The organism is Knoellia flava TL1 (genome assembly GCF_000768675.1).
Taxonomy (GTDB): Bacteria; Actinomycetota; Actinomycetes; order Actinomycetales; family Dermatophilaceae; genus Knoellia; species Knoellia flava.
In genome coordinates this window covers 24,455-44,895 of record NZ_AVPI01000019.1, presented here as the reverse complement: position 1 = coordinate 44,895, position 20,441 = coordinate 24,455, and the positions used below count along the sequence as shown (strand labels likewise).

21 protein-coding genes are annotated in these 20,441 nt (G+C 71.7%); 12 read left to right on the top strand and 9 right to left on the bottom strand.

Annotated elements, in window-relative coordinates:
- Together sucB and lpdA are read right to left on the bottom strand one after the other, a co-directional pair.
- Window positions 1-1,986 carry a 2-oxoglutarate dehydrogenase, E2 component, dihydrolipoamide succinyltransferase gene (sucB, locus tag N798_RS08170; RefSeq protein WP_035947663.1) on the bottom strand — a complete coding sequence of 662 codons (1,986 nt, stop codon included), beginning with the start codon at window positions 1,984-1,986 and terminating at the stop codon, window positions 1-3.
- Window positions 1,987-2,024: 38 nt separating this feature from the next.
- Window positions 2,025-3,404 (bottom strand): dihydrolipoyl dehydrogenase, encoded by a 1,380-nt coding sequence (gene lpdA / locus N798_RS08165; protein WP_035947660.1) that lies wholly within the window; start codon window positions 3,402-3,404, stop codon window positions 2,025-2,027.
- 231 nt (window positions 3,405-3,635) lie between these two features.
- Here lpdA and N798_RS08160 point away from each other — a divergent pair, with 231 nt between their 5' ends.
- The gene (locus tag N798_RS08160) at window positions 3,636-3,968 is read left to right on the top strand and encodes a hypothetical protein (protein ID WP_035947659.1); all 333 of its coding nucleotides are present in this window, start codon (window positions 3,636-3,638) and stop codon (window positions 3,966-3,968) included.
- A 74-nt stretch (window positions 3,969-4,042) separates the two neighbouring features.
- On the opposite strand, the gene N798_RS08155 is transcribed toward N798_RS08160, so the two are convergent.
- Window positions 4,043-4,972, bottom strand: coding sequence for a zinc metalloprotease (locus tag N798_RS08155; RefSeq protein ID WP_156971669.1), 930 nt, complete (start codon window positions 4,970-4,972; stop codon window positions 4,043-4,045).
- Window positions 4,973-5,128: 156 nt separating this feature from the next.
- Between N798_RS08155 and N798_RS08150 the strand changes: the two genes are divergently transcribed.
- Complete coding sequence (locus N798_RS08150; RefSeq protein WP_035947701.1) at window positions 5,129-5,320, top strand: DUF5302 domain-containing protein; 192 nt, start codon at window positions 5,129-5,131, stop codon at window positions 5,318-5,320.
- A gap of 77 nt (window positions 5,321-5,397) precedes the next feature.
- On the opposite strand, the gene N798_RS08145 is transcribed toward N798_RS08150, so the two are convergent.
- Entirely contained in the window at window positions 5,398-6,915 is a 1,518-nt protein-coding gene (locus N798_RS08145) for a leucyl aminopeptidase (protein ID WP_035947700.1), read from the bottom strand.
- 100 nt (window positions 6,916-7,015) lie between these two features.
- Between N798_RS08145 and gcvT the strand changes: the two genes are divergently transcribed.
- Genes gcvT through N798_RS08130 form a run of 3 tightly spaced genes read left to right on the top strand, consistent with a single transcriptional unit; the run spans window position 7,016 to window position 8,858 of the window.
- Window positions 7,016-8,128 carry a glycine cleavage system aminomethyltransferase GcvT gene (gcvT, locus tag N798_RS08140; protein WP_035947657.1) on the top strand — a complete coding sequence of 371 codons (1,113 nt, stop codon included), beginning with the start codon at window positions 7,016-7,018 and terminating at the stop codon, window positions 8,126-8,128.
- A 20-nt stretch (window positions 8,129-8,148) separates the two neighbouring features.
- Window positions 8,149-8,646 (top strand): OsmC family protein, encoded by a 498-nt coding sequence (locus N798_RS08135; protein ID WP_035947655.1) that lies wholly within the window; start codon window positions 8,149-8,151, stop codon window positions 8,644-8,646.
- On the top strand, window positions 8,643-8,858 hold the full coding sequence (locus N798_RS08130) for a hypothetical protein (protein WP_035947654.1): 216 nt from the start codon (window positions 8,643-8,645) through the stop codon (window positions 8,856-8,858). The genes N798_RS08135 and N798_RS08130 overlap by 4 nt, the downstream gene beginning before the upstream one ends.
- Before the next feature lie 16 nt (window positions 8,859-8,874).
- On the opposite strand, the gene N798_RS08125 is transcribed toward N798_RS08130, so the two are convergent.
- Window positions 8,875-9,456 (bottom strand): DUF3043 domain-containing protein, encoded by a 582-nt coding sequence (locus tag N798_RS08125; RefSeq protein WP_035947653.1) that lies wholly within the window; start codon window positions 9,454-9,456, stop codon window positions 8,875-8,877.
- Window positions 9,457-9,520: 64 nt separating this feature from the next.
- Here N798_RS08125 and N798_RS08120 point away from each other — a divergent pair, with 64 nt between their 5' ends.
- Together N798_RS08120 and N798_RS08115 are read left to right on the top strand one after the other, a co-directional pair.
- On the top strand, window positions 9,521-10,894 hold the full coding sequence (locus tag N798_RS08120; RefSeq protein WP_035947652.1) for a dipeptidase: 1,374 nt from the start codon (window positions 9,521-9,523) through the stop codon (window positions 10,892-10,894).
- A 2-nt stretch (window positions 10,895-10,896) separates the two neighbouring features.
- On the top strand, window positions 10,897-11,949 hold the full coding sequence (locus tag N798_RS08115) for a glutathione S-transferase family protein (RefSeq protein ID WP_035947650.1): 1,053 nt from the start codon (window positions 10,897-10,899) through the stop codon (window positions 11,947-11,949).
- A gap of 118 nt (window positions 11,950-12,067) precedes the next feature.
- Here N798_RS08115 and nadA read toward each other — a convergent pair whose 3' ends face one another.
- The gene (gene nadA, locus N798_RS08110) at window positions 12,068-13,255 is read right to left on the bottom strand and encodes a quinolinate synthase NadA (RefSeq protein WP_035947699.1); all 1,188 of its coding nucleotides are present in this window, start codon (window positions 13,253-13,255) and stop codon (window positions 12,068-12,070) included.
- 219 nt (window positions 13,256-13,474) lie between these two features.
- Here nadA and N798_RS08105 point away from each other — a divergent pair, with 219 nt between their 5' ends.
- The 3 genes from N798_RS08105 to N798_RS08095 all read left to right on the top strand — a co-directional run bounded on the left by N798_RS08105 (window position 13,475) and on the right by N798_RS08095 (window position 16,844).
- Window positions 13,475-15,088 carry a M28 family metallopeptidase gene (locus N798_RS08105; protein WP_035947649.1) on the top strand — a complete coding sequence of 538 codons (1,614 nt, stop codon included), beginning with the start codon at window positions 13,475-13,477 and terminating at the stop codon, window positions 15,086-15,088.
- Between the two features lie 93 nt (window positions 15,089-15,181).
- The gene (locus tag N798_RS08100) at window positions 15,182-16,345 is read left to right on the top strand and encodes a glycerate kinase family protein (RefSeq protein ID WP_035947698.1); all 1,164 of its coding nucleotides are present in this window, start codon (window positions 15,182-15,184) and stop codon (window positions 16,343-16,345) included.
- Window positions 16,346-16,463: 118 nt separating this feature from the next.
- Window positions 16,464-16,844 (top strand): HesB/IscA family protein, encoded by a 381-nt coding sequence (locus tag N798_RS08095; RefSeq protein WP_035947648.1) that lies wholly within the window; start codon window positions 16,464-16,466, stop codon window positions 16,842-16,844.
- 97 nt (window positions 16,845-16,941) lie between these two features.
- Here the strand turns inward: N798_RS08095 and N798_RS08090 are convergent, their stop codons facing one another.
- The 3 genes from N798_RS08090 to N798_RS08080 all read right to left on the bottom strand — a co-directional run bounded on the left by N798_RS08090 (window position 16,942) and on the right by N798_RS08080 (window position 18,629).
- Entirely contained in the window at window positions 16,942-17,667 is a 726-nt protein-coding gene (locus N798_RS08090) for a flavodoxin family protein (protein WP_052117054.1), read from the bottom strand.
- A 72-nt stretch (window positions 17,668-17,739) separates the two neighbouring features.
- Window positions 17,740-18,285 carry a hypothetical protein gene (locus tag N798_RS08085; protein ID WP_035947645.1) on the bottom strand — a complete coding sequence of 182 codons (546 nt, stop codon included), beginning with the start codon at window positions 18,283-18,285 and terminating at the stop codon, window positions 17,740-17,742.
- Window positions 18,282-18,629 (bottom strand): PadR family transcriptional regulator, encoded by a 348-nt coding sequence (locus tag N798_RS08080; protein WP_035947642.1) that lies wholly within the window; start codon window positions 18,627-18,629, stop codon window positions 18,282-18,284. Before N798_RS08080 ends, N798_RS08085 begins: the two co-directional genes overlap by 4 nt.
- Window positions 18,630-18,762: 133 nt before the next feature.
- Here N798_RS08080 and N798_RS08075 point away from each other — a divergent pair, with 133 nt between their 5' ends.
- Together N798_RS08075 and aat are read left to right on the top strand one after the other, a co-directional pair.
- Complete coding sequence (locus N798_RS08075; protein ID WP_035947640.1) at window positions 18,763-19,743, top strand: carbohydrate kinase family protein; 981 nt, start codon at window positions 18,763-18,765, stop codon at window positions 19,741-19,743.
- A gap of 10 nt (window positions 19,744-19,753) precedes the next feature.
- Window positions 19,754-20,440, top strand: a complete 687-nt coding sequence (aat, locus tag N798_RS08070; RefSeq protein ID WP_035947639.1) for a leucyl/phenylalanyl-tRNA--protein transferase — start codon at window positions 19,754-19,756, stop codon at window positions 20,438-20,440.
- The last annotated feature ends 1 nt before the right edge of the window (window position 20,441 follow it).

The window sequence follows — 20,441 nt, the reverse complement described above, 5'->3', positions numbered from 1 at the left end:
TCAGAGACCCAGGTCGGCCTCGAACGCGCCTTCCTCGAGCCGCTCCTTGACCGTCGTCAGGAACCGCGCGGCGTCCGCGCCGTCGACGATCCGGTGGTCGTAGGACAGCGCGAGGTAGACCATCGAGCGGATGGCGATGGTCTCGCCTCCGTCGCTGTCCTTGACGACGACGGGGCGCTTGACGACGGCGCCGGTGCCGAGGATGGCGACCTGCGGCTGGTTGATGATCGGCGTGTCGAAGAGCGCGCCACGCGACCCGGTGTTGGTGATCGTGAACGTCCCGCCGGCGAGGTCGTCGGGCATGATCTTGTTGGTCCGGGTGCGCTCCGCGAGGTCGGCGATGCTGCGCGAGAGACCGGCGATGTTGAGGTCGCCGGCGTTCTTCACGACGGGCACGATGAGACCCTTGTCGGTGTCGACGGCCATGCCGACGTTCTCGGTGCCGTGATAGGTGACGTTGTCGCCCTCGATGCTCGCGTTGACCGTCGGGTGCACCTTGAGCGCCTCGATGGCGGCGAGGGTGAAGAAGGGCAGGAAGCTGAGCTTGGTGCCCTCGCGACGCTGGAAGTCTCCCTTGGCACGGTCGCGCAGGCGGGCGATCTTCGTGACGTCGACCTCGACCACGGTGGTGAGCTGCGCCGAGGTCTGGAGCGACTCCACCATCCGCTTGGCGATCATCTTGCGCAGGCGCGTCATCGGCTGCGTCGTGCCGCGCAGGCTGGTGTCGGCCGAAGCCGCCCGGGAAGCCGCAGGCGCGGAGGTCGAGGCGGCAGGTGCCGACGCCGCCGGAGCCGCCGGTGCCTCGGCCACAGCCTTCGCTGCCTCGGCCGCGGCGAGGACGTCCTGCTTGCGGATGCGGCCACCGACGCCGGTGCCCTTGACGTCGGCGAGGTCGATGCCGTTCTCGGACGCGATCTTGCGGACGAGCGGCGTGACGTAGGCCGACGCGTCCTGGCTACCCTCGGAGTCCGACTGCTGCGGGGCGGACTGGGCAGGGGCGGGAGCCGCGGCCTGGGCGACCTCGCCCTGGGAGGCGCTGGGCTCGTCGGGCGCGGCCTGCTGCTCGCTGGAGCCGCCCTGGGGCTGCTCCTGCTGGGCCGGCTTCTCGGAGGGCGCCTCGGACTGGGCTGCCTCGGCGGCCTGGTCGGGCTTCTCCTGCTCGGCGGGCTTTGCCTGCTCCGCGGGCTTCTCGGTCTCGGCCGGCTTCTCCGCCGGGGCGGACTCCGCGGCGGGGGCCTGCTGCTCGCCACCGTCGCCGCCGCCGACGACGGCCAGGTCGGCACCCACCGGCACGGTCTCGTCCTCCTGGACGAGGATCTTGCTCAGGGTGCCGGCGACCGGCGAGGGGATCTCGGTGTCGACCTTGTCGGTCGAGACCTCGAGGAGCGGCTCGTCGACGGCGACCTCGTCACCCTCGGCCTTGAGCCAGCGCGTGATCGTGCCCTCGGTGACCGACTCGCCGAGTGCGGGCATCGTCACGGTCGTACCGCCACCGCCACCGCCACCACCGGAGGAGGAAGGGGCCGAGTCCGAGGACGCGTCAGCCTGTGGGGCGGCAGGCTCCTGCCCGCCCTCGTCGCCGGCCTGCGCCACCTCGTCCTGCTGCTGGGGGGAGTCGATCGCGTCGCCGTCGCCGGACTGGCCCGAGGCGTCGTCCGACGGTGCCTGGTCCGAGGCGTCCGAGGACTCCTGGGACGGCTGCTCGGTGGACTGCTCGGCGGGCGCGCCCGAGTCGCCGCCCGACGCGGCGCCGTCACCGATGACGGCGAGGTCGGCGCCGACGGCGACGGTCTCGTCCTCCTCGGCAAGGATCTCCTGGAGGGTTCCCGCGACGGGGGAGGGGATCTCGGTGTCGACCTTGTCGGTCGACACCTCGAGCAGGGGCTCGTCCACCTCGACCTGGTCGCCGACGTTCTTGAGCCACCGGGTGACGGTGCCCTCGGTCACGGACTCGCCGAGGGCGGGCATGGTCACACGTTCGGACATGGTGTCTGTTCTCCTATCGACGGCGGCGTGCGTCAACTCTAGTTGTGAGCGTGCAGAGGTTTGCCGGCGAGCGCCAGGTGGGCTTCACCGAGGGCTTCGTTCTGGGTGGGGTGTGCGTGGATGAGAGGTGCGACGTCCTCGGCGTGGGCCTCCCAGCCGACGATGAGCTGGGCCTCGCCGATCTGCTCGCCCATGCGCGCACCGACCATGTGGACACCGACGACGGGCCCGTCCTTGGTGCGGACGAGCTTGACGAAGCCCTGGGTCTGGAGGATCTGCGACTTGCCGTTGCCGCCGAGGTTGTACTCGTAGGTCTCGACCTCGCCGTGCGCCTCACGGGCCTGCGCCTCGGTGAGGCCGACCGACGCGATCTCTGGGTCGCAGTAGGTGACGCGCGGGATCGTGTTCTCGTCGATGACGGCCGGTGCGAGTCCGGCGATGTCCTCGGCGACGAAGATGCCCTGCTGGAACCCGCGGTGCGCGAGCTGGAGGCCGGGAACGATGTCGCCCACGGCATACACGCCCTCGGCGCTCGTGCGCAGGCGCTCGTCGGTCGTGACGAAGCCGCGGTCGAGGGTGACGCCGGCCTCCTCGTAGCCGAGCCCGTCGGTGACCGGGCCGCGGCCGACGGCGACGAGAAGGAGGTCGGCCTCGATGCTCGTGCCGTCCTCGAGCGAGACGGTGACGACGTCGCCGTCCTGCGTGGCGCCGGTGAACTTCACGCCTGTCTTCGCCGCGATCTTGCGCTTGCGGAAGGCGCGCTCGAGGACCTTGGAGACGGCCTCGTCCTCGGCGGCGACGAGCCGGGGGAGGGCCTCGACGACGGTGACCTCGGAGCCGAACGAGCGGAAGACCGACGCGAACTCGACACCGATGACGCCGCCACCGAGGACGACGACACGGTCGGGCACGTGGTCGAGCTGCAGCGCCTGCTCACTCGTCATGATCCGACCGCCGATCTCCAGGCCGGGCAGCGTCCGCGGGTAGGAGCCGGTCGCAAGGACGACGTGCTTGCCGGTGAGGCGGCGCCCGTCGACCTCGACGGTGGTGCGGTCGACGAGGCGACCGGCGCCCTCGACGAGCTCGACCTTGTGCGCCTTGGCCAGGCCGAGCAGGCCCTTGTGCAGCCGGGCGATGACGCCGTCCTTGTAGGCGTTGACGCCGGACATGTCGATCGACTCGAGGGTCGTGTTGACGCCGAACTGCGCACCCTCGCGGGCGGTGTCGGCGACCTCGGCCGCGTGCAGGAGCGCCTTGGTGGGGATGCAGCCGACGTGCAGGCAGGTGCCGCCCAGCTTGCCCTTCTCGACGAGGGCCACCGTGAGGCCGAGCTCGGCGGCGCGGAAGGCGCACGCGTAGCCGCCGCTGCCGCCTCCCAGGATGACGATGTCGTAGCTGTCCTCGGCGGTGGCCGGCATGAAGGCTGCTCCCTTGCGATGGGTCAGGGGGCGCGGGTCGATCGGGTCTCGTCGACCGCGCGCCGGTTCCGGCCCATCCTGTCACTGCGTCGTGGCGACCGTCACACGAGGTCGTCGCGACTCCACAGGCCTTCGTATGCCGGCCCACGCACGGCGTGGGACCTGCGCCCGTCCCCGCGCGTCACAGCCGACCCCCAGCCGCCGCCCAGCCCTCGCCCGTATCGTGTCGCCATGGCGTGGTGGAGGCGAGGGAAGCGGGCTGCTCCCGCACCGGGTGCGGCGGCGCCCTCCAAGGACGACCTGCGCCGGGCCCGGGCCCACTTCACCGACTTCGCGAAGAGCCGTCGGGGCGTCGAGGCCTACGTGGAGCCCGCGACCAACGTCACCGCGACGACGGTCATCCTCATCGCCCACGACGGTGAGTGGATGCGCCGGGCCGTGCCGACCCGTGAGGACGGGTTCCGCCTCGCCACGGAGCTGCAGCTGCCGACCTACGACGTCAACCAGACCGGCTACCCGCAGCGCATGCGCGACTGGAACTCGCGGCAGCGCCGCGGCAGGTAGGCGCCGGCAGCGCATCGGCCCGAGGCCGATGGGCAGGAGGAGGTGGGGCGGACTCGGCGAGTCGGATTCGACGGTCAGATGCCGCGGGCGCAGGACGTGTCCGCGAGCCGCGCCAGCCCGCGCCGGTCGCCGTCGCCGAGACCGACCTGACCCTCGTTGGACGGGTGCATGAGCTGGGCGGAGTCGTCGACGTGACCCAGGCCGACGAGGTGCACGAGCTCGTGGACGACGATGGCCACGGCAGCCTGCCGGCCCCCCGGCTCGCGCAGGATCTCGGTGAACGCCGGACCGTCGAGGTGGACGATCCCCGAGACGTTGCGCAGGTGCCCGGTCGCGTCCGCGACCGAGATCGGCCCGGCGATGCCGGCCGTGTCACCGTCGAGACGCGCGTCGCGCGACGGCGTCGTCCAGGCGACGAGGGCCGGAGACCACCGGTCGCCGTATCGGCTTCGGTCCATGGCGGGACGGCCCTCTCGCGCGCGCTCGTCCGTCGGCCCGTCGACGACGACGCGGAGCCCGGCCGCCGGCGCGACGATCCCGATCGCGTCACGCAGGATCGCGTCCGCCCCCTCGGGTGCGGCCTCACCGTTGACGACGAGGTGCAGCGGGCGGCACGGGTCGTGGGTCGCGGGGCCGAGCGCGTTCTCGGCCATGAACGTGAAGCCGCCGGAGCCTCCGGGCGAGATGGGCTGCGGCACGAGGCGTGAGGGTGCGGCGTCGACGGACGCGGGTGGCCGGGTGTCCGAGGCCGACAGCAGGGTGGCGACGTGGTCGACCTGCTCGGTCGCGGTGGTGCGCACCCACAGCAGACCGGCCGTCACGGCGATCGTGACGAGAAGGGGCAGAAGCGCGCCGCGACGGCGGCGCGGAGGCGCGGCGACGGCATACGGGAGGGGTTGTCGCCAGGCGGACGAGCCGAAGGGAGGGGAGGAGGCGTCGAGCCGGTCGAGCTCGGCGAGACGGCGCAGCATGTCGCGCCGGCGGCGTCGGGGCCCCAGCGTCACCCGGTCCCACCATGCTCCCGCCGACACCCGCACACGGTCTCATCCCGACCCTCGCCCCGTCCGGCGGTCGGCGAGGTCCGCGCCGGAAACGCCGTGGCAGCGCACGACGCTGCGTGCGAGAGTGAGGACGACCGCACCACCGACCCAGGAGGCACCGTGTCCGAGTCCAAGAGTCCACGTCCGACGCCGAGCGAGGACATGAAGAAGAAGTTCCGAGAGGCCCTGGACAAGAAGCACGCGCACGGTGGGGCCGACGTGTCCGACCACTCCGACCGGTCCAAGGTCGACCACCGACACGGTCCGGAGACGTCCGGGCGCGAGCAGATGTTCCGCCGCAAGTCCGGCTGAGAACCACGCACTGATTGCCCGCATGCGACGCCGAGCGCCGGCGAGGTGTCGCGTACGGGCAATCAGTGCGTCTGGGGTCAGGCGGTGTGCGACTCGACGAGCTTCACGAGGGTCGCGACGCCGTAGCCGGTGCCGCCCTTGGGGATCGCGCCGTCGGCGCCCTTCTCGTTGAACGAGGGGCCAGCGATGTCGACGTGCGCCCACGGGATGCCGTCGGCGACGAACTCCTGGAGGAAGAGACCGGCGGTGAGCATGCCGCCCCAGCGGTCGGCCTTGTGCGCGAGGTCGGCGACGGTCGAGTCGAGGCCGGCGCGCAGCTCGCGCGGCAGCGGCATCGCCCACGAGTCCTCGCCCGCCGCGGCACCCGCGTCGACGACCGCGGTGCGGAAGTCGTCGTCGTTGCCCATGACGCCGGCGACCCGGGCGCCGAGCGCGACCATCTGGGCGCCCGTGAGGGTGGCGATGTCGACGATGACGTCGGGCTTGCTCTCGCTGGCCAGGCAGATGCCGTCACCGAGGACCATGCGACCCTCGGCGTCGGTGTCGATGATCTCGACCGTGGTGCCGTTGCGCATCGTCACGACGTCGCCGGGGCGCTGGGCCGTGCCGCTCGGCATGTTCTCGGCGAGGCAGAGGTAGCCGGTGACGGCGACCGAGCCACCGAGCTCCGCGGCGGCGAGGACCGTGGCCGCCACCGCGGCGGCACCGGCCATGTCGGACTTCATCGTGAGCATGCCCGCTGCCGGCTTGATGCACAGGCCGCCCGAGTCGAAGGTGATGCCCTTGCCGACGAGGGCAACCGAGCCACCCTTGCCACGACCGCTGGGGGAGTAGGACATCGTGACGATGCGCGGCGGGTTGGCCGAGCCCTGGCCGACGCCGACGATGCCGCCGAAGCCGCCCTTGGCGAGGGCCTTCTCGTCGAGCACGGAGACGCTCACCTTGCCCGACGACGCCGAGACGGCCGCCTTGACGCGGTCGACGAAGGCCTGCGGCGTGAGGAGGTTCGGGGGGGTGTTGACGAGGTCGCGCGCGAGGTCACGGGCGGAGCCGATGACGGCGGCGCGCTCGACGGCGGCCTTGAGGTTCTTGCCCGAGCCCTGCGTCGACACGACGGAGATCTTGGGACCGTCGCCCTTCGCGGGGGCGGACGCCTTCTTCGAGCCGGTCGCGCGGGTGGTGGACGCGTCGAAGGTGTAGCAGCCGGCATACGCACCGTCGGCGACGGCGGCGAGCGCCGCCTCGTCCTCCGCCGGGAGGGCGACGGCGACGGTGGCCTTGGTCGCGACCGAGCGCAGCGCGGCGCCCGCGGCGGAGCGCAGGATGTCGGCGGTGACGTCGTCGGCGGAGCCGAGACCGGTGACGACGACGGCGGTCGCGGAGACGTCGGGGACGGCGACGACCCGCACGACCTCACCCGGCTTCGCCTTCGCCTCGAGGTCGGTGAGGACGGCGGCGAGGTGCTTCGCGGCGCCCTTGGGCAGGCCGTGGCCGGGGGCGAGCTCGGCGCCGCTGCCGGAGGAGACGGAGCCGACGACGAGGGCGTCGACCTTGAGGCTCGCGAGGTCACGGGTGGTGAGGTTGAGGCTGGGCACTGCGTCACTCCTGGCGTCGTTGCTGGCGGGCGAGGTCGTCACCCCTTCGCGTGGCACCCTAGCCGCGCCGGTCCTTCGGGCCGCGCGATACCGTGCCCACATGACCGAACTGCTGCACTCTCCCGTCCACGACCGGCACGTCGCCCTCGGCGCCAAGATGGCCGACTTCGGGGGCTGGGAGATGCCGATCGAGTACCCCGGCGGCGGCGTCGTCGCCGAGCACACCTCGGTGCGCGAGCGGGTCGGTCTCTTCGACGTCAGCCACCTCGGCAAGGCACGGGTGAGCGGTCGTGCCGGCGACGTCAGCGCGGTCGACTTCGTCAACAGCTGCCTCACCAACGACCTGCGCCGCATCGGCCCGGGCCAGGCCCAGTACACGATGTGCTGCCAGGACGACGGCGGCGTCGTCGACGACCTCATCGCCTACGTCCGCAGCGAGGACGACGTCTTCCTCATCCCCAACGCGGCGAACACCTCGGCGGTCGTCGAGATGCTCCGCGCCGCCGCCCCCGAGGGCATCGAGGTCGAGAACCTCCACGACGCGTATGCCGTCTTCGCCGTCCAGGGCCCGCTCAGCGACGAGGTGCTCACCTCCCTCGGCCTGCCCGTGGACCACGACTACATGTCCTTCGCCGAGGCCGAGTGGGATGGGCAGCCGGTCATCGTCTGCCGCACCGGCTACACCGGCGAGCGCGGCTACGAGCTCGTGCCGACCTGGTCCGCCGCCGGTCCGCTGTGGGACGCCCTCGCGTCGGCCGTCGCCGACCAGGGTGGGAAGCCGGCCGGTCTCGGTGCGCGCGACACACTCCGCACCGAGATGGGCTACCCGCTGCACGGCAACGACCTCAGCACCGAGATCACGCCGGTCATGGCCGGGGCGGCCTGGGCCGTGGGCTGGGACAAGGACGCGTTCTGGGGCAAGGAGGCGCTCACCGAGCAGCGCGCCGCCAAGACGTCGCGGCTCAACAGGGGCCTCGTCGTCACCGGCCGCGGCATCCCGCGCGCCCACTGCTCCGTGCGCAAGGACGGCGAGGTCGTCGGCGAGGTGACCTCGGGGACCTTCAGCCCGACCCGCAAGGAGGGCATCGCCCTCGCCCAGCTCGAGCGCTCGGTCTCGATCGGCGACGAGGTCGTCATCGACGTCCGCGGCCGCGAGGTCCCGGCGACGGTGACGAAGCCGCCCTTCGTCGAGGTCGGCGTCCGCGAGGCCTGAGGCCCCGGACCGACGCGACCATGGACCACACCTACCGCGCCACGCTGTCGTGGGACGGCTCGGCGGGGTCGACCGGTGGCGGCTACACGGCATACACGAGGAACCACGTCGGCAGCGTGCCGCCCGCCGAGGGCGCGTTCGCGCTGAGCGCCGACCCGCACTTCCGCGGTGACGCGAGCCGGGCCAACCCGGAGCAGCTTCTCGTCCTCGCCGCGAGCTCGTGCCAGATGCTCTCGTTCCTCCACGTGGCCGCCACCGCCGGGCTCGACGTCCTCGCCTACGACGACGACGCCGAGGGCCTCATGCCGGGGCGCGACCGGCCGATGCGGATCACCCGGATCACGTTGCGCCCCACCGTGACCGTGGCCGCCGGCAGCGACGTGAGCCGGTTCGACGAGCTCATGCACGAGGCCCACGAGGGCTGCTTCATCGCCAGCTCGCTCACCTCGGAGGTCGTGCTCGAGCCGACCGTCCGTGTGGCAGAGCACCGGACCGCAGCAGAGGAGAGGACGTCATGACCGAGGCCTGGACCTGGACCTACGAGGACGCCGACGGCGGCGCCGTCACGGGTGAGCCCACGTCGGAGACCGCGTTCCCGACGCAGTCCGACGCCGAGAACTGGTTCGGCGAGGTCTGGCGCGAGCTCGCCGACGCCGGCGTCGCGGCCGTGACCCTGCACCGTGACGGCGACAAGGTCTACGGGCCGATGCGGCTCGACCCCTCCGTCTGAGCAGCCGGCCCGGAGGTCAGCCGGGGTAGTCGCCCCGCGCGACGGTCGGGCGCGGCATGCGCGTGCGTCGCATCTGGAAGGCGCGCATCGCGGTGTAGAAGCCGTCGCCGCGCTGCACGGCGTCCTCGCCGAACTTCGCGGTGAGCTTCTTCCTCACCCGACGCCACATGAGGAACGTGTCGACGACCGCCGCGGCGATGAGGCCGTAGACGAGGATGAAGACGAGGAGCATCGCCCACGGCTGGCGGATGAACGAGAGCGCGAGGACGACGAGCATGACGGGCAGCATGAACTCGGCGATGCCCCAGCGGGCGTCGACGTAGTCGCGGATGAAGCGCTTCACCGGGCCCTTGTCGCGGGCCGGCAGGTGCGCCTCGTCGCCGGTGAGCATCGCCTGACGCTGCTTGGCCATCTGCTCGCGGCGCTTGGCGCGGTCCGCGTTGCGGGCGGCCTTGCGGTCGGTCTCGACGAGCGGCCGCCGGCGTGCGGCCTCCTGCTCCCGGCGCTTCGGGGTGGGGCGGTTCTTCGCGCCCTCGCGCACTGGCGAGGCGGCCTGCTCCGCGAGCTCTTCGTTGGTGGTCCTGCTGCGTCCGAACACGCGCGAAGTGTATGCCGTCCGGCTGGGTCCTCCTGCCCGCCCACCGCTGAGTAGGGTCGGGAGCGTGACCGATGCGAGCACCACCACCGACCTGCCCGAGCTGTCCTCCCTCCGCGACACCGTCCGTGGGCTCATGCCCGGGCTGCGCAGCGACCTCGAGGCCCTGACCCGCATCCCGAGCGTCTCGCTGCCGGCCTTCGACCAGACCCACGTGGACGCCTCGGCGCTGGCGACGGCCGAGCTGCTGCGCGCCGAGGGGCTCGAGGTCGAGATCGTCCGCGAGGGCGGTGCACCCGCGGTCATCGGGCACATCGACGGACCCGAGGGTGCGCCGACCGTCCTGCTCTACGCCCACCACGACGTGCAGCCCCCCGGTGACGACGCCGACTGGGACAGTGCGCCCTTCGAGCCGACCGAGCGCGCAGGGCGCCTCTACGGTCGCGGCGCGGCCGACGACAAGGCCGGGATCATGGCGCACATCGCCGCCCTGCGCGCCCACAAGGGAGCGCTGCCGGTCGGCGTCACCGTCTTCGTCGAGGGCGAGGAGGAGGTCGGCTCCGACTCGCTCATGACGATCCTCGAGCGCCACGGCGACAAGCTCGCCGCCGACGCCATCGTGCTCGCCGACTCGATGAACTGGGACATCGGCACGCCCGCGCTCACGACGACGCTGCGCGGCCTCATCCGTGTCGTCGTCACGGTGTCGACGCTCGACCACGGTGTCCACTCCGGGATGTTCGGCGGTGCCGTCCCCGACGCCATCTCCGCCCTCGTCCGGCTCATCTCGACCCTGCACGACGACGAGGGCAACGTCGCGGTCGCCGGTCTCAAGGCCGGTGAGGCCGCGGACCTCGACTTCTCGGAGGAGCGGCTGCGCGAGGAGTCCGGCCTGCTCGACGGTGTCTCGACGATCGGCTCGGGATCCCTGCTCTCGCGGATGTGGACCAAGCCCTCGCTCACGACGATCGGCATCAACGCGCCGTCGGTCGAGAAGTCGTCCAACACGCTCGTCCCCACGGCCTCCGCCAAGCTCTCGATGCGCATCGCCGCCGACGAGGCCCCGATGGACGCCTTCGCCGCCCTCGAGGAGCACCTGCGCGAGCACGCCCCGTGGGGGGCGAAGGTCGAGGTCACGCTCGACGACCAGGGCGCCGGGTTCGCCGCCGACGCGAGCGGTCCGGTCTACGACCAGGCGCGGGCCGCGTTCGCCGACGCGTGGGGCACCGAACCGGTCGACATCGGCGTCGGTGGCTCCATCCCGTTCGTCGCCGCCTTCGCGGAGCGCTTCCCCGACGCGGCCATCCTCGTGACCGGCGTCGAGGACCCCGACACCCGGGCGCACGGGGCCAACGAGTCGCTCCACCTCGGCGAGTTCGAGAAGGTCTGCGTCGCCGAGGCCGCGCTCTTCGCGCGGCTCGGCGCGATGGGAAGGAGCTGACGATGAGCGAGGACACGAGCGGATCCCGGCAGGGCACCTACGTCGAGGACGACTACAACCGCGACACGGCATACATCGAGGACCGGATCACGCGCGGAAGTGAGCAGTGGCCCGTCGAGGCGGGGCGCTACCGGCTCATCGTCGCGCGGGCCTGCCCGTGGGCCAACCGCGCGATCATCGTGCGTCGCCTGCTCGGGCTCGAGGACGCGATCTCCATGGGCATCTGCGGCCCGACGCACGACTCGGACTCGTGGACCTTCGACCTCGACGAGGGCGGGCTCGACCCGGTGCTGCGGATCCCGCGGATCAAGGACGCCTACCTCGCGCGGTTCCCCGACTACCCCAAGGGCATCACGGTGCCGGCCATCGTCGACGTGCCGAGCGGCAAGGTGGTCACCAACGACTTCCCGCAGATCACCCTCGACCTCTCGGGGGAGTGGACCGAGCACCACCGCAAGGGTGCGCCCGACCTCTACCCGGAGGCCCTGCGCGACGAGATCGACGAGGTCAACGAACGGGTCTACACCGAGGTCAACAACGGGGTCTACCGGTGCGGGTTCGCCGGGACGCAGAAGTCCTACGACGCGGCCTACGAGCGGCTGTTCACCGCGCTCGACTGGCTCGAGGAGCGGCTGTCGACCCGGCGCTACCTCGTCGGCGAGACGATCACCGAGGCCGACGTGCGTCTCTTCACGACGCTGGCTCGCTTCGACGCGGTCTACCACGGCCACTTCAAGTGCAACCGGAGCAAGCTCACCGAGATGCCGGTGCTGTGGGCCTACGCCCGCGACCTCTTCCAGACGCCGGGGTTCGGCGACACGACCGACTTCACCCACATCAAGAGCCACTACTACGAGGTCCACCAGGACATCAACCCGACCGGCGTCGTGCCGGCCGGGCCGGACCTCTCCGGCTGGGTCACGCCTCACGGGCGCGAGTCGCTGGGCGGGCGCCCCTTCGGCGACGGCACCCCGCCGGGCCCGCCGCCGGAGGGGGAACGGGTCCCGACGGCGCACAACCCGCACGTCGGCGCGAACGGCCTCGTCGAGGTCTGAGCCCCGGCGCGCGAACGACGCTGACGACGAGGCTCGCGAGCCCTGTTCCCACTCCCGAGCCTGGACAACGAGGCTTGCGAGCAGTAGTCAGGCTCGCGAGCCTCGTCGTCGTGAGGGATCAGTCCTTGGAGGTCTCTCCGGGGAGCGCGAGCATCTGGTCCAGCGCACGCCGCGCGTCGGCGGCGACCTGCTCGTCGACCCGGATCGGGTTGACGACGCGACCCTCGACGAGGGACTCGAGCGCCCACACGAGGTGAGGCAGGTCGATCCGGTTCATCGTCGAGCAGTAGCAGACGTTCTTCTCCAGGAAGGCGATCCGCTGCTCGGGGAACATCTGCGCGAGGCGCTGCACGAGGTTGAGCTCGGTGCCGACCGCCCACGCGGTGCCCGCCGGAGCCGCGGCGATCGTCTGGATGATCTTCTCGGTCGAGCCAACCTCGTCGGCCAGCTCGACGACCTCGTGCCGGCACTCGGGGTGGACGATGACCTTGACCCCGGGGATCTCGGCGCGGGCCGCGGCGACGGCCTCGGTGGTGAACCGTCCGTGCACCGAGCAGTGCCCGCGCCACAGGATCATCCGCGCGTCGCGCAGCTGCTCGACCGTGAGCCCGCCCATGGGGCGGTGCGGGTCCCACACGACGCAGTCGTCGAGCGAGCGGCCGAGGTCGCGGGCCCAGGTGTTGCGCCCGAGGTGCTGGTCGGGGAGGAAGAGCACCTTGCCCGTGCCGTCGACGCCGCCGGTCCGGTCGAGCGCCCAGGTGAGCGCGGTCCTGGCGTTCGACGAGGTGCAGATCGTGCCGCCGTACCGGCCGGTGAACGCCTTGATCGCAGCGGACGAGTTCATGTAGGTCACCGGCACGGTGTCGTCGGCGACCCCGGCCGCGACGAGCTCGTCCCAGCAGTCCTCGACCTGCGCGATCGCTGCCATGTCGGCCATCGAGCAGCCCGCGGCGAGGTCGGGGAGGATCACCGTCTGCTCGTCGCTCGTGAGGATGTCGGCCGACTCCGCCATGAAGTGGACCCCGCAGAAGACGATCCACGGCGCGTCCGGGCGGGCGGCCGCCTCCTTCGCGAGCTTGAAGGAGTCGCCGGTGACATCGGCGAGCTCGATGACCTCGTTGCGCTGGTAGTGGTGACCGAGCACGAAGACCTTGTCGCCGAGGGCCTCCTTGGCTGCGCGCGCCCGTGCGACGAGGTCGGGGTCGGACGGCGAGGGAAGGTCGCCGGGGCACTCGACGCCTCGCTCGGAGTGAAGGTCGCGGCCCTGGCCGAGCACGAGGAGCGGGAGCGGAGCGGCAGGCGTCATCGTCACGACACGATCGTATGCCGGTGCGCTGGGCACTCGACGCCGGTGCACCCTCCCGGTGCGGGGGTCGTGTGAGTCCCACAGTTCCCGATCTCGTGGGCTCCGGGGTCTGGCGCGCGGCGCCTCCCGCCCCTACGGTGACCCTTGGCCCACCCCTCGGGGTGGGTCATCGTGACCACCTGCAATGGGGCAGGTGGCCCTCCCTGAAAGGCACCACTCGTGATTCGACAGGACCTCACCCGTGCCCTGTGGCTCCGCATCGGAGCAGCGGCCGGCGGTACAGCCCTCGTCCTGGCGGCCTCGGCGCCGGCCGGCGCGGACCCCGCCAACAACACCTCCGCCAAGCTCCGCAAGGCCGTCACCTCGGCCGGCGTCATGGAGCACCTCCAGAACCTCCAGGGCATCGCGGACGCCAACGGTGGCACCCGCGCCTCCGGCACCCCGGGCTATGCGGCGTCGCGCGACTACGTCGTCGACCGCCTCGAGGCTGCGGGCTACTCGCCCACGGTCCAGGAGTTCGACTTCCCCTTCTACCGCGAGCTCGCTGCGGCCCAGATGGACCGCGTCGCCCCGACGCCCAAGCCCTACACGGTCGGCACGGACTTCGCGTCGATGACATACTCGGGCTCGGGTGAGGTCACCGCACCAGTGACGAACGTCAGCCTGTCCATCCCGCAGACCAACCCCGCGGGCACCACCGTCTCGGGCTGCGCGGACGCCGAGTTCGCCGGCTTCACGCCCGGCAACATCGCGCTCATCCAGCGCGGCACCTGCACGTTCGGCGAGAAGGCGCTCAACGCCCAGGAAGCCGGCGCGTCCGCGGTCGTCATCATGAACGAGGGACAGCCCGGTCGCACCGACGTCATCGCCGGCACCCTCGGCGCGCCGCTCGTCACCATCCCGGTCCTCGGCACGAGCTACGCCAACGGTGTCGAGCTCTCCCAGCCGGGCACCGTGCTCCACGTCAAGACGAGCACCGAGTCGGCCATCCGCCAGACCTGGAACGTCCTCGCCGAGACCGAGAAGGGCAACGCCGACAACATCGTCATGGCCGGCGCACACCTCGACAGCGTCGTCGCGGGCCCCGGCATCAACGACAACGGCAGCGGCAGCGGTGCGCTCCTCGAGGTCGCCGAGCAGTTCGCCAAGGTCGCGCCCAAGAACAAGGTCCGGTTCGGCTGGTGGGGTGCCGAGGAGCTGGGACTCCTCGGCTCCGAGCACTACGTCGCCGACCTCGTCGCCAACGACCCCGAGGGCCTGGCCGACATCGGCCTCTACCTGAACTTCGACATGGTGGGCTCGCCCAACTACGTCCGGTTCGTCTACGACGGCGACAACTCACGCTTCCCCGTCGGCCCCAGCGCCGCCGAGGGTCCCGAGGGCTCGGGCGCGATCGAGGACCTCTTCCACGACTACTTCGCCTCGCAGAACCTGCCCTCGGAGGAGACGCCGTTCTCGGGTCGCAGCGACTACGGGCCGTTCATCGCCGAGGGCATCCCCGCCGGTGGTCTCTTCACCGGCGCCGAAGGCGTCAAGACCGCTCAGCAGGCGGCGGTCTTCGGCGGCCAGGCCGGCGTGGCCTACGACGTCTGCTACCACCAGGCGTGCGACACGATCGCCAACGTCAACACCAAGGCCATCGACGAGAACTCCGACGCCATGGCCCACGCCGTCGTCACCTACGCGATGAGCACGGCGGCCGTCAACGGAGGCAAGGGCCGTCCGGCCTCGCCCCCCGGCCAGCACGTCGACGGCAAGCCCGTCGGTGCCGGCACGACCAGCGGTGGTGGCCTGCACGACGATCACGACCACGATGGCGGCGACCTCTCCTGAGCCCCGCCCGCACGTTCCGAGGGCCGGTCACCGCACGGTGGCCGGCCCTCGGCCCGTTCCGGGGGAGCGCGACGACCCGATACCGTGCGTGCCGTGCACGTCGTCATCGCCCCGGACTGCTTCACCGGAACCCTCACCGCGACCCAGGCGGCCGAGGCGATGGCCGCCGGCTGGCACGACACCGCCCCGCGCGACGCGCTGACGCTGCTGCCCCTGTCCGACGGTGGCCCGGGCTTCCTCGACGTGCTCGGCCGCGCCCTCGACGGCGACACGGTGGCCCTCACGGTGAGTGACCCGCTCGGGCGCGAGGTGCCGGGCGCGGTCCTCGTCGTCACACGCGACGGCGAGCGGACGGCATACGTCGAGTCGGCCCAGGCCGCGGGGTTGCACCTGCTCGCCGCCGACGAGCGTGACCCGGCCCTCACGAGCACGTGGGGAGTCGGCGAGCTCCTCCTCGCCGCCCTCGAGTCCGAGCCCGACCGCATCGTCGTGGGTCTCGGGGGCAGCGGCACCAACGACGCCGGCGCGGGAATGCTCTCGGCGCTCGGCGCCGGGCCGGCAGAGCAGCTGGCGCGCGGCGGCCGCGCCCTCGCCGCCGCACCCGACGACGTCCTGTCCGGGTTGCTCGCGGCCCGCGGCCCCTTCGACGGCGTCGACCTCGTCGTCGCGACCGACGTCGACAACCCGCTCCTCGGCTTCAAGGGGGCGAGCGCCGTCTTCGGCCCGCAGAAGGGTGCGACGCCGGAGGTCGCCCAGGAGCTCGAGGGCGCCCTCGGCCGCTTCACCGAGATCGTCGGCCGGACCCTCGACGCACCGCTCGACCTGCTCACCGGCGCACCGAGGCGGCTCGACCGCGAGCCGGGCGCGGGTGCGGCGGGCGGGCTCGGCTACGCCCTCTTCCTCCTCGGCGGGCGGCGGGTGAGCGGAGTCGACCTCGTCCTCGACGCCGTCGGCTTCCGCGACGTCGTGCGCGGCAGCGACCTCGTCGTCACGGGGGAGGGCACCTTCGACTGGCAGAGCCTGCACGGCAAGGTCGCCGCCGGCGTCGCCGCCGCGGCCCTCGAGGAGGGCCTGCCGAGCGTCGTCCTCGCCGGCCAGGTCCTCGTCGGCCGTCGCGAGACGATGGGGCTGGGGATCAGCGGCACGTATGCCGTCGCCGAGACCCCCGAGGAGGTCGACGCGGCCTTCCTCGACCCGGTGGGAACCCTGCGGGCGCGTGCGGCGCGTGTCGCCAGAACGTGGTCCGCTGGTCGGTGATCCGCCGAGGGCGACGTATCCTGAGGTCACGCCCGGGAACAGATCGAGGCCGCACACGGTTGCGACCTCCTGCAGGACCACAGACCACCCGAGCCCCGACGCATCACAGGAGTCACCCATGAGCGAGCTCGACACCAAGCCCGAGACCACGACCGAGACCGAGGCGACCCCGGCGCACGGCGTCCTCCTCACCGACCTCGCGGCCGGCAAGGTCAAGTCCCTCCTCGAGCAGGAGGGTCGCGACGACCTCCGCCTGCGCGTGGGCGTGCAGCCCGGTGGCTGCTCGGGCCTCATCTACCAGCTCTACTTCGACGAGCGCTCCCTCGACGGTGACCTCGTGCGCGACTTCGACGGTGTCGAGGTCGTCGTCGACCGGATGAGCAGCCCCTACCTCGAGGGCGCCACGATCGACTTCTCCGACACCATCGAGAAGCAGGGCTTCACCATCGACAACCCCAACGCGGGCAGCTCGTGCGCCTGCGGCGACTCCTTCAGCTGAGCCGCACCACGGCATACCGAAGGGCCCCTCACCACTCCCGGTGAGGGGCCCTTCGCCGTATGCCGTCCGCCCCCATTTCGTTGTGGGGCGCCGCGGCTCAGCGGTACTCGGGGTTGGGGTGGTCGAAGTTCGCGCCCTGGTCCCACTTGGTGCGCTCGTTGCCGCCGGCAGGGAAGCCGCCCTGCTCCTTGAGAAGCCAGGCGAGGTGCATGAGGTTCCACGTCATGAAGGTGGTGTTGCGCTGGGTGAACTCGTTCTCGGGCCCACCGCTGCCCTCGTCGAGGTAGGAGGGGCCGGGTCCGGCCTCGCCGATCCAGCCGGCGTCGGCGTTGGGCGGGACCGTGCAGCCGAGGTGCTGGAGGCTGTAGAGGATGTTGGAGGCGCAGTGCTTGATGCCGTCCTCGTTGCCGGTGATGATCGCGCCGCCGACCTTGCCGTAGTAGATGTACTGGCCCTTGTCGTTGTGCATCCCGCTCATGGCGTAGAGGCGCTCGATGACCTGCTTGGTCACGCTGGAGTTGTCACCGAGCCAGATGGGCCCGGCGATGACGATGATGTCGCTGGCCTCGACGCGCTTCCAGATCTCGGGCCACTCGTCGCTCTCCCAGCCGTGCTCCGTCATGTCCGGGTAGACGCCGGTCGCGATGTCGTGGTCGACGGCGCGCAGCACCTCGACCTCGACCCCGTGCTTCTCCATGATCGCGGTGCTCACGTCGATGAGGCCCTGGGTGTTGCTCGTCTCGGGCGAGCGCTTGAGGGTGCAGTTGAAGACGAAGGCCTTGAGCCCTGTGAAGTCGGCGTCCTGCCAGCGGGGAGTATCCATGCAGCGCACTCTGCTCGGTCGCACCGACATCGACAAGGGTCCGCGCGGGCCGACCCGGACCGGGGGAGTGCGTCAGGCGCGGTCGCTGGTCGCTGCGGGCGCGTGCCGCTCCCGACGGAGCAACCGCCACGGCTGCGCCACGAGGAGGAACGTCAGCAGGGGGAGCCCGAGGAAGTAGGCCCCGACGCCCCCGGCGCCGGCGGCGTAGCTGCGACCCGGTTCGACCTGGGCCGCGAAGTCCACGCCGAACCACGGGAAGACGAAGCCGTGGACCCTGCGTCCCTCGACTCCGCTCGCCTCCACGCCGGCGGTGAAGGCGATCGCGGTGAACATGCAGCCGAAGATCACGAGACCGAAGACGAGGGCCGCCCACAGCGCGCCCTGCGACCACCGCGGCCTGGACGGGTCGGTGTCGGTCGCGGCATACGCGAGCTGCTTGGGCGAGCCGATGCCGAAGAGGGCTCGAGTGGTCCCCACGTCGGTCGCCGCCTCGGCGAGGTTCGCCCGCAGCTCACGCCTCAGCTCCCGGCGTCGTGAGCCTCGGAGCCCTCGCATCTCGAGCCAGAAGTCGTAGCGGAGGATCGCGGACTCGATCCGGACGCGGTCGACGATGTTCATGCGGTCTCCCCTGTGATGAGCGCGGTGGCGGTGGCGGTGTGGACGGACTGGACGAGGTGCTCCCACGCGGTGCGCCGGGCTGCGAGCTCGGCGTGCCCAGCAGGCGTGAGGCGGTAGTACTTGCGGGCCGGGCCGGAGTCGCTGCGGACGAGGTGCGACTCGAGCAGGCCGGCGGACTCGAGGCGGGTGAGCCCGGGGTAGACGGTCCCCTCGGCGAGGTCGTCGAACCCGGCGGCGCGCAGCTGCGTAACGAGGCCGTAGCCGTAGTTGTCGCCGGTCGCCAGCATGCTCAGGAGGAGGAGCCCGAGGACTCCCTTGAGCATCTGCGGGTCGTGTGCGGGCATGGCTCAACGATGACGCCCAGTACTATGCGATGTCAAGTACCTTGCGATGTCGAAATTAGGCAGACGTGCGGCGAGGTGCCTGGGTCACCGGTGCGACGACCTGCGACCGCACGGGACGGGGTAGGTTGCCGGGGTGCGTATCGCAGTCACCGGGTCCATCGCGACCGACCACCTCATGACGTTCAGGGGCCGGTTCGCCGACTCCCTCGTCGTCGAGCAGCTCGACAAGATCTCGGTGTCGTTCCTCGCCGACTCGCTCGAGATCCGCCGTGGGGGAGTCGCCGGCAACATCTGCTTCGGCATGGCCGCCCTCGGTCAGCGCCCGATCCTCGTCGGCGCCGCGGGCGAGGACTTCGCCGACTACCGCAGCTGGCTGACCCGGCACGGTGTCGACTGCGACCACGTGCACATCTCGGACTCCAAGCACACCGCCCGCTTCGTGTGCACGACCGACGACGACATGGCGCAGATGGCGACCTTCTATGCCGGCGCCATGAGCGAGGCACGGCTCATCGAGCTCGGCCCGATCGCGGCCACGGGTCTCGACCTCGTCCTCATCGGGGCCAACGACCCCGAGGCGATGCTGCGGCACACCGACGAGTGCCGGACCCGCGGGCTCACCTTCGTCGCCGACCCGTCGCAGCAGCTCGCCTTCGCCGACGGCCCCTTCATCCGCACGCTCATCGAGGGCGCGGACTACCTCTTCACCAACGAGTACGAGGCCCACCTCACCGAGCAGAAGACCGGCTGGAGCGAGGCCGACATCGACGCCCAGGTGACGACCCGGGTCATCACCAAGGGCAAGGACGGGGCGGTCATCAAGACCCGCGGTGAGGAGCCGATCGAGGTGCCGATCGCCCTCGAGGCCCGCCGCGCCGACCCGACGGGTGTCGGCGACGCCTTCCGCGCCGGCTTCCTCACCGGGCTGTCCGCCGGCCTCGAGCACCGTCGCTGCGCCGAGATCGGCTCCCTCCTCGCCACCTACGTCCTCGAGACCGTCGGCACCCAGGAGTACGTCCTCGACAAGTCGGCGTTCCTCGACCGGCTCGCACAGGCCTACGGTGACGACTCGGCCGCCGACGTCGAGCCGCACATCACCTGCGCCCGGCCCTGATGCCGCGGTCGTGACCGTCCCCTTCCCGCCGGTCGAGCCGCCACCCGGTGAGTGGGCGATGGGCCGACTGCGTCCCACCGAGGACGAGGACCTCGTCGCCGCCGGGGCCGACCTCTCGCCCGGGACGCTGCTCGCTGCCTACCGCGTCGGCCTCTTCCCGATGGGCCTCGGCGACCACGGTGCGCGCCCCATCGGCTGGTGGTCGCCTGAGCCGCGCGGCGTCCTCGTGCCCGCGAACTTCCGCGAGAGCCGCTCGCTGCGCAAGGCCCGGTCGCGGTTCGAGGTCCGGGTCGACACGGCCTTTCCCGACGTCATGCGCCTGTGTGGCGACCCCGAGCGCGTGGGACGCTGGATCACCGACGAGATCGTCACGGCATACACCGAGATGCACCGCCTCGGCTGGGCGCACAGTGTCGAGACGTGGCTCGACGGCCGCCTCGTCGGCGGGCTCTACGGCATCGCGGTCGGCGGCCTCTTCGCGGGCGAGTCGATGTTCCACCTCGAGCGCGACGCGTCGAAGGTGGCCCTCGCCGCGCTCGTCGACCTGGTGCGTGCCGACGGCGACGAGCGCCGGATCATCGACGTCCAGTGGAGCACCGGCCACCTCGAGCGCCTCGGCGTCGTCGAGTGGCCGCGCCGGCGCTACCTCGAGGCGCTCGCCGTGGCCCTCGAGGCCCCGGACCTCCGCTTCTGCTGAG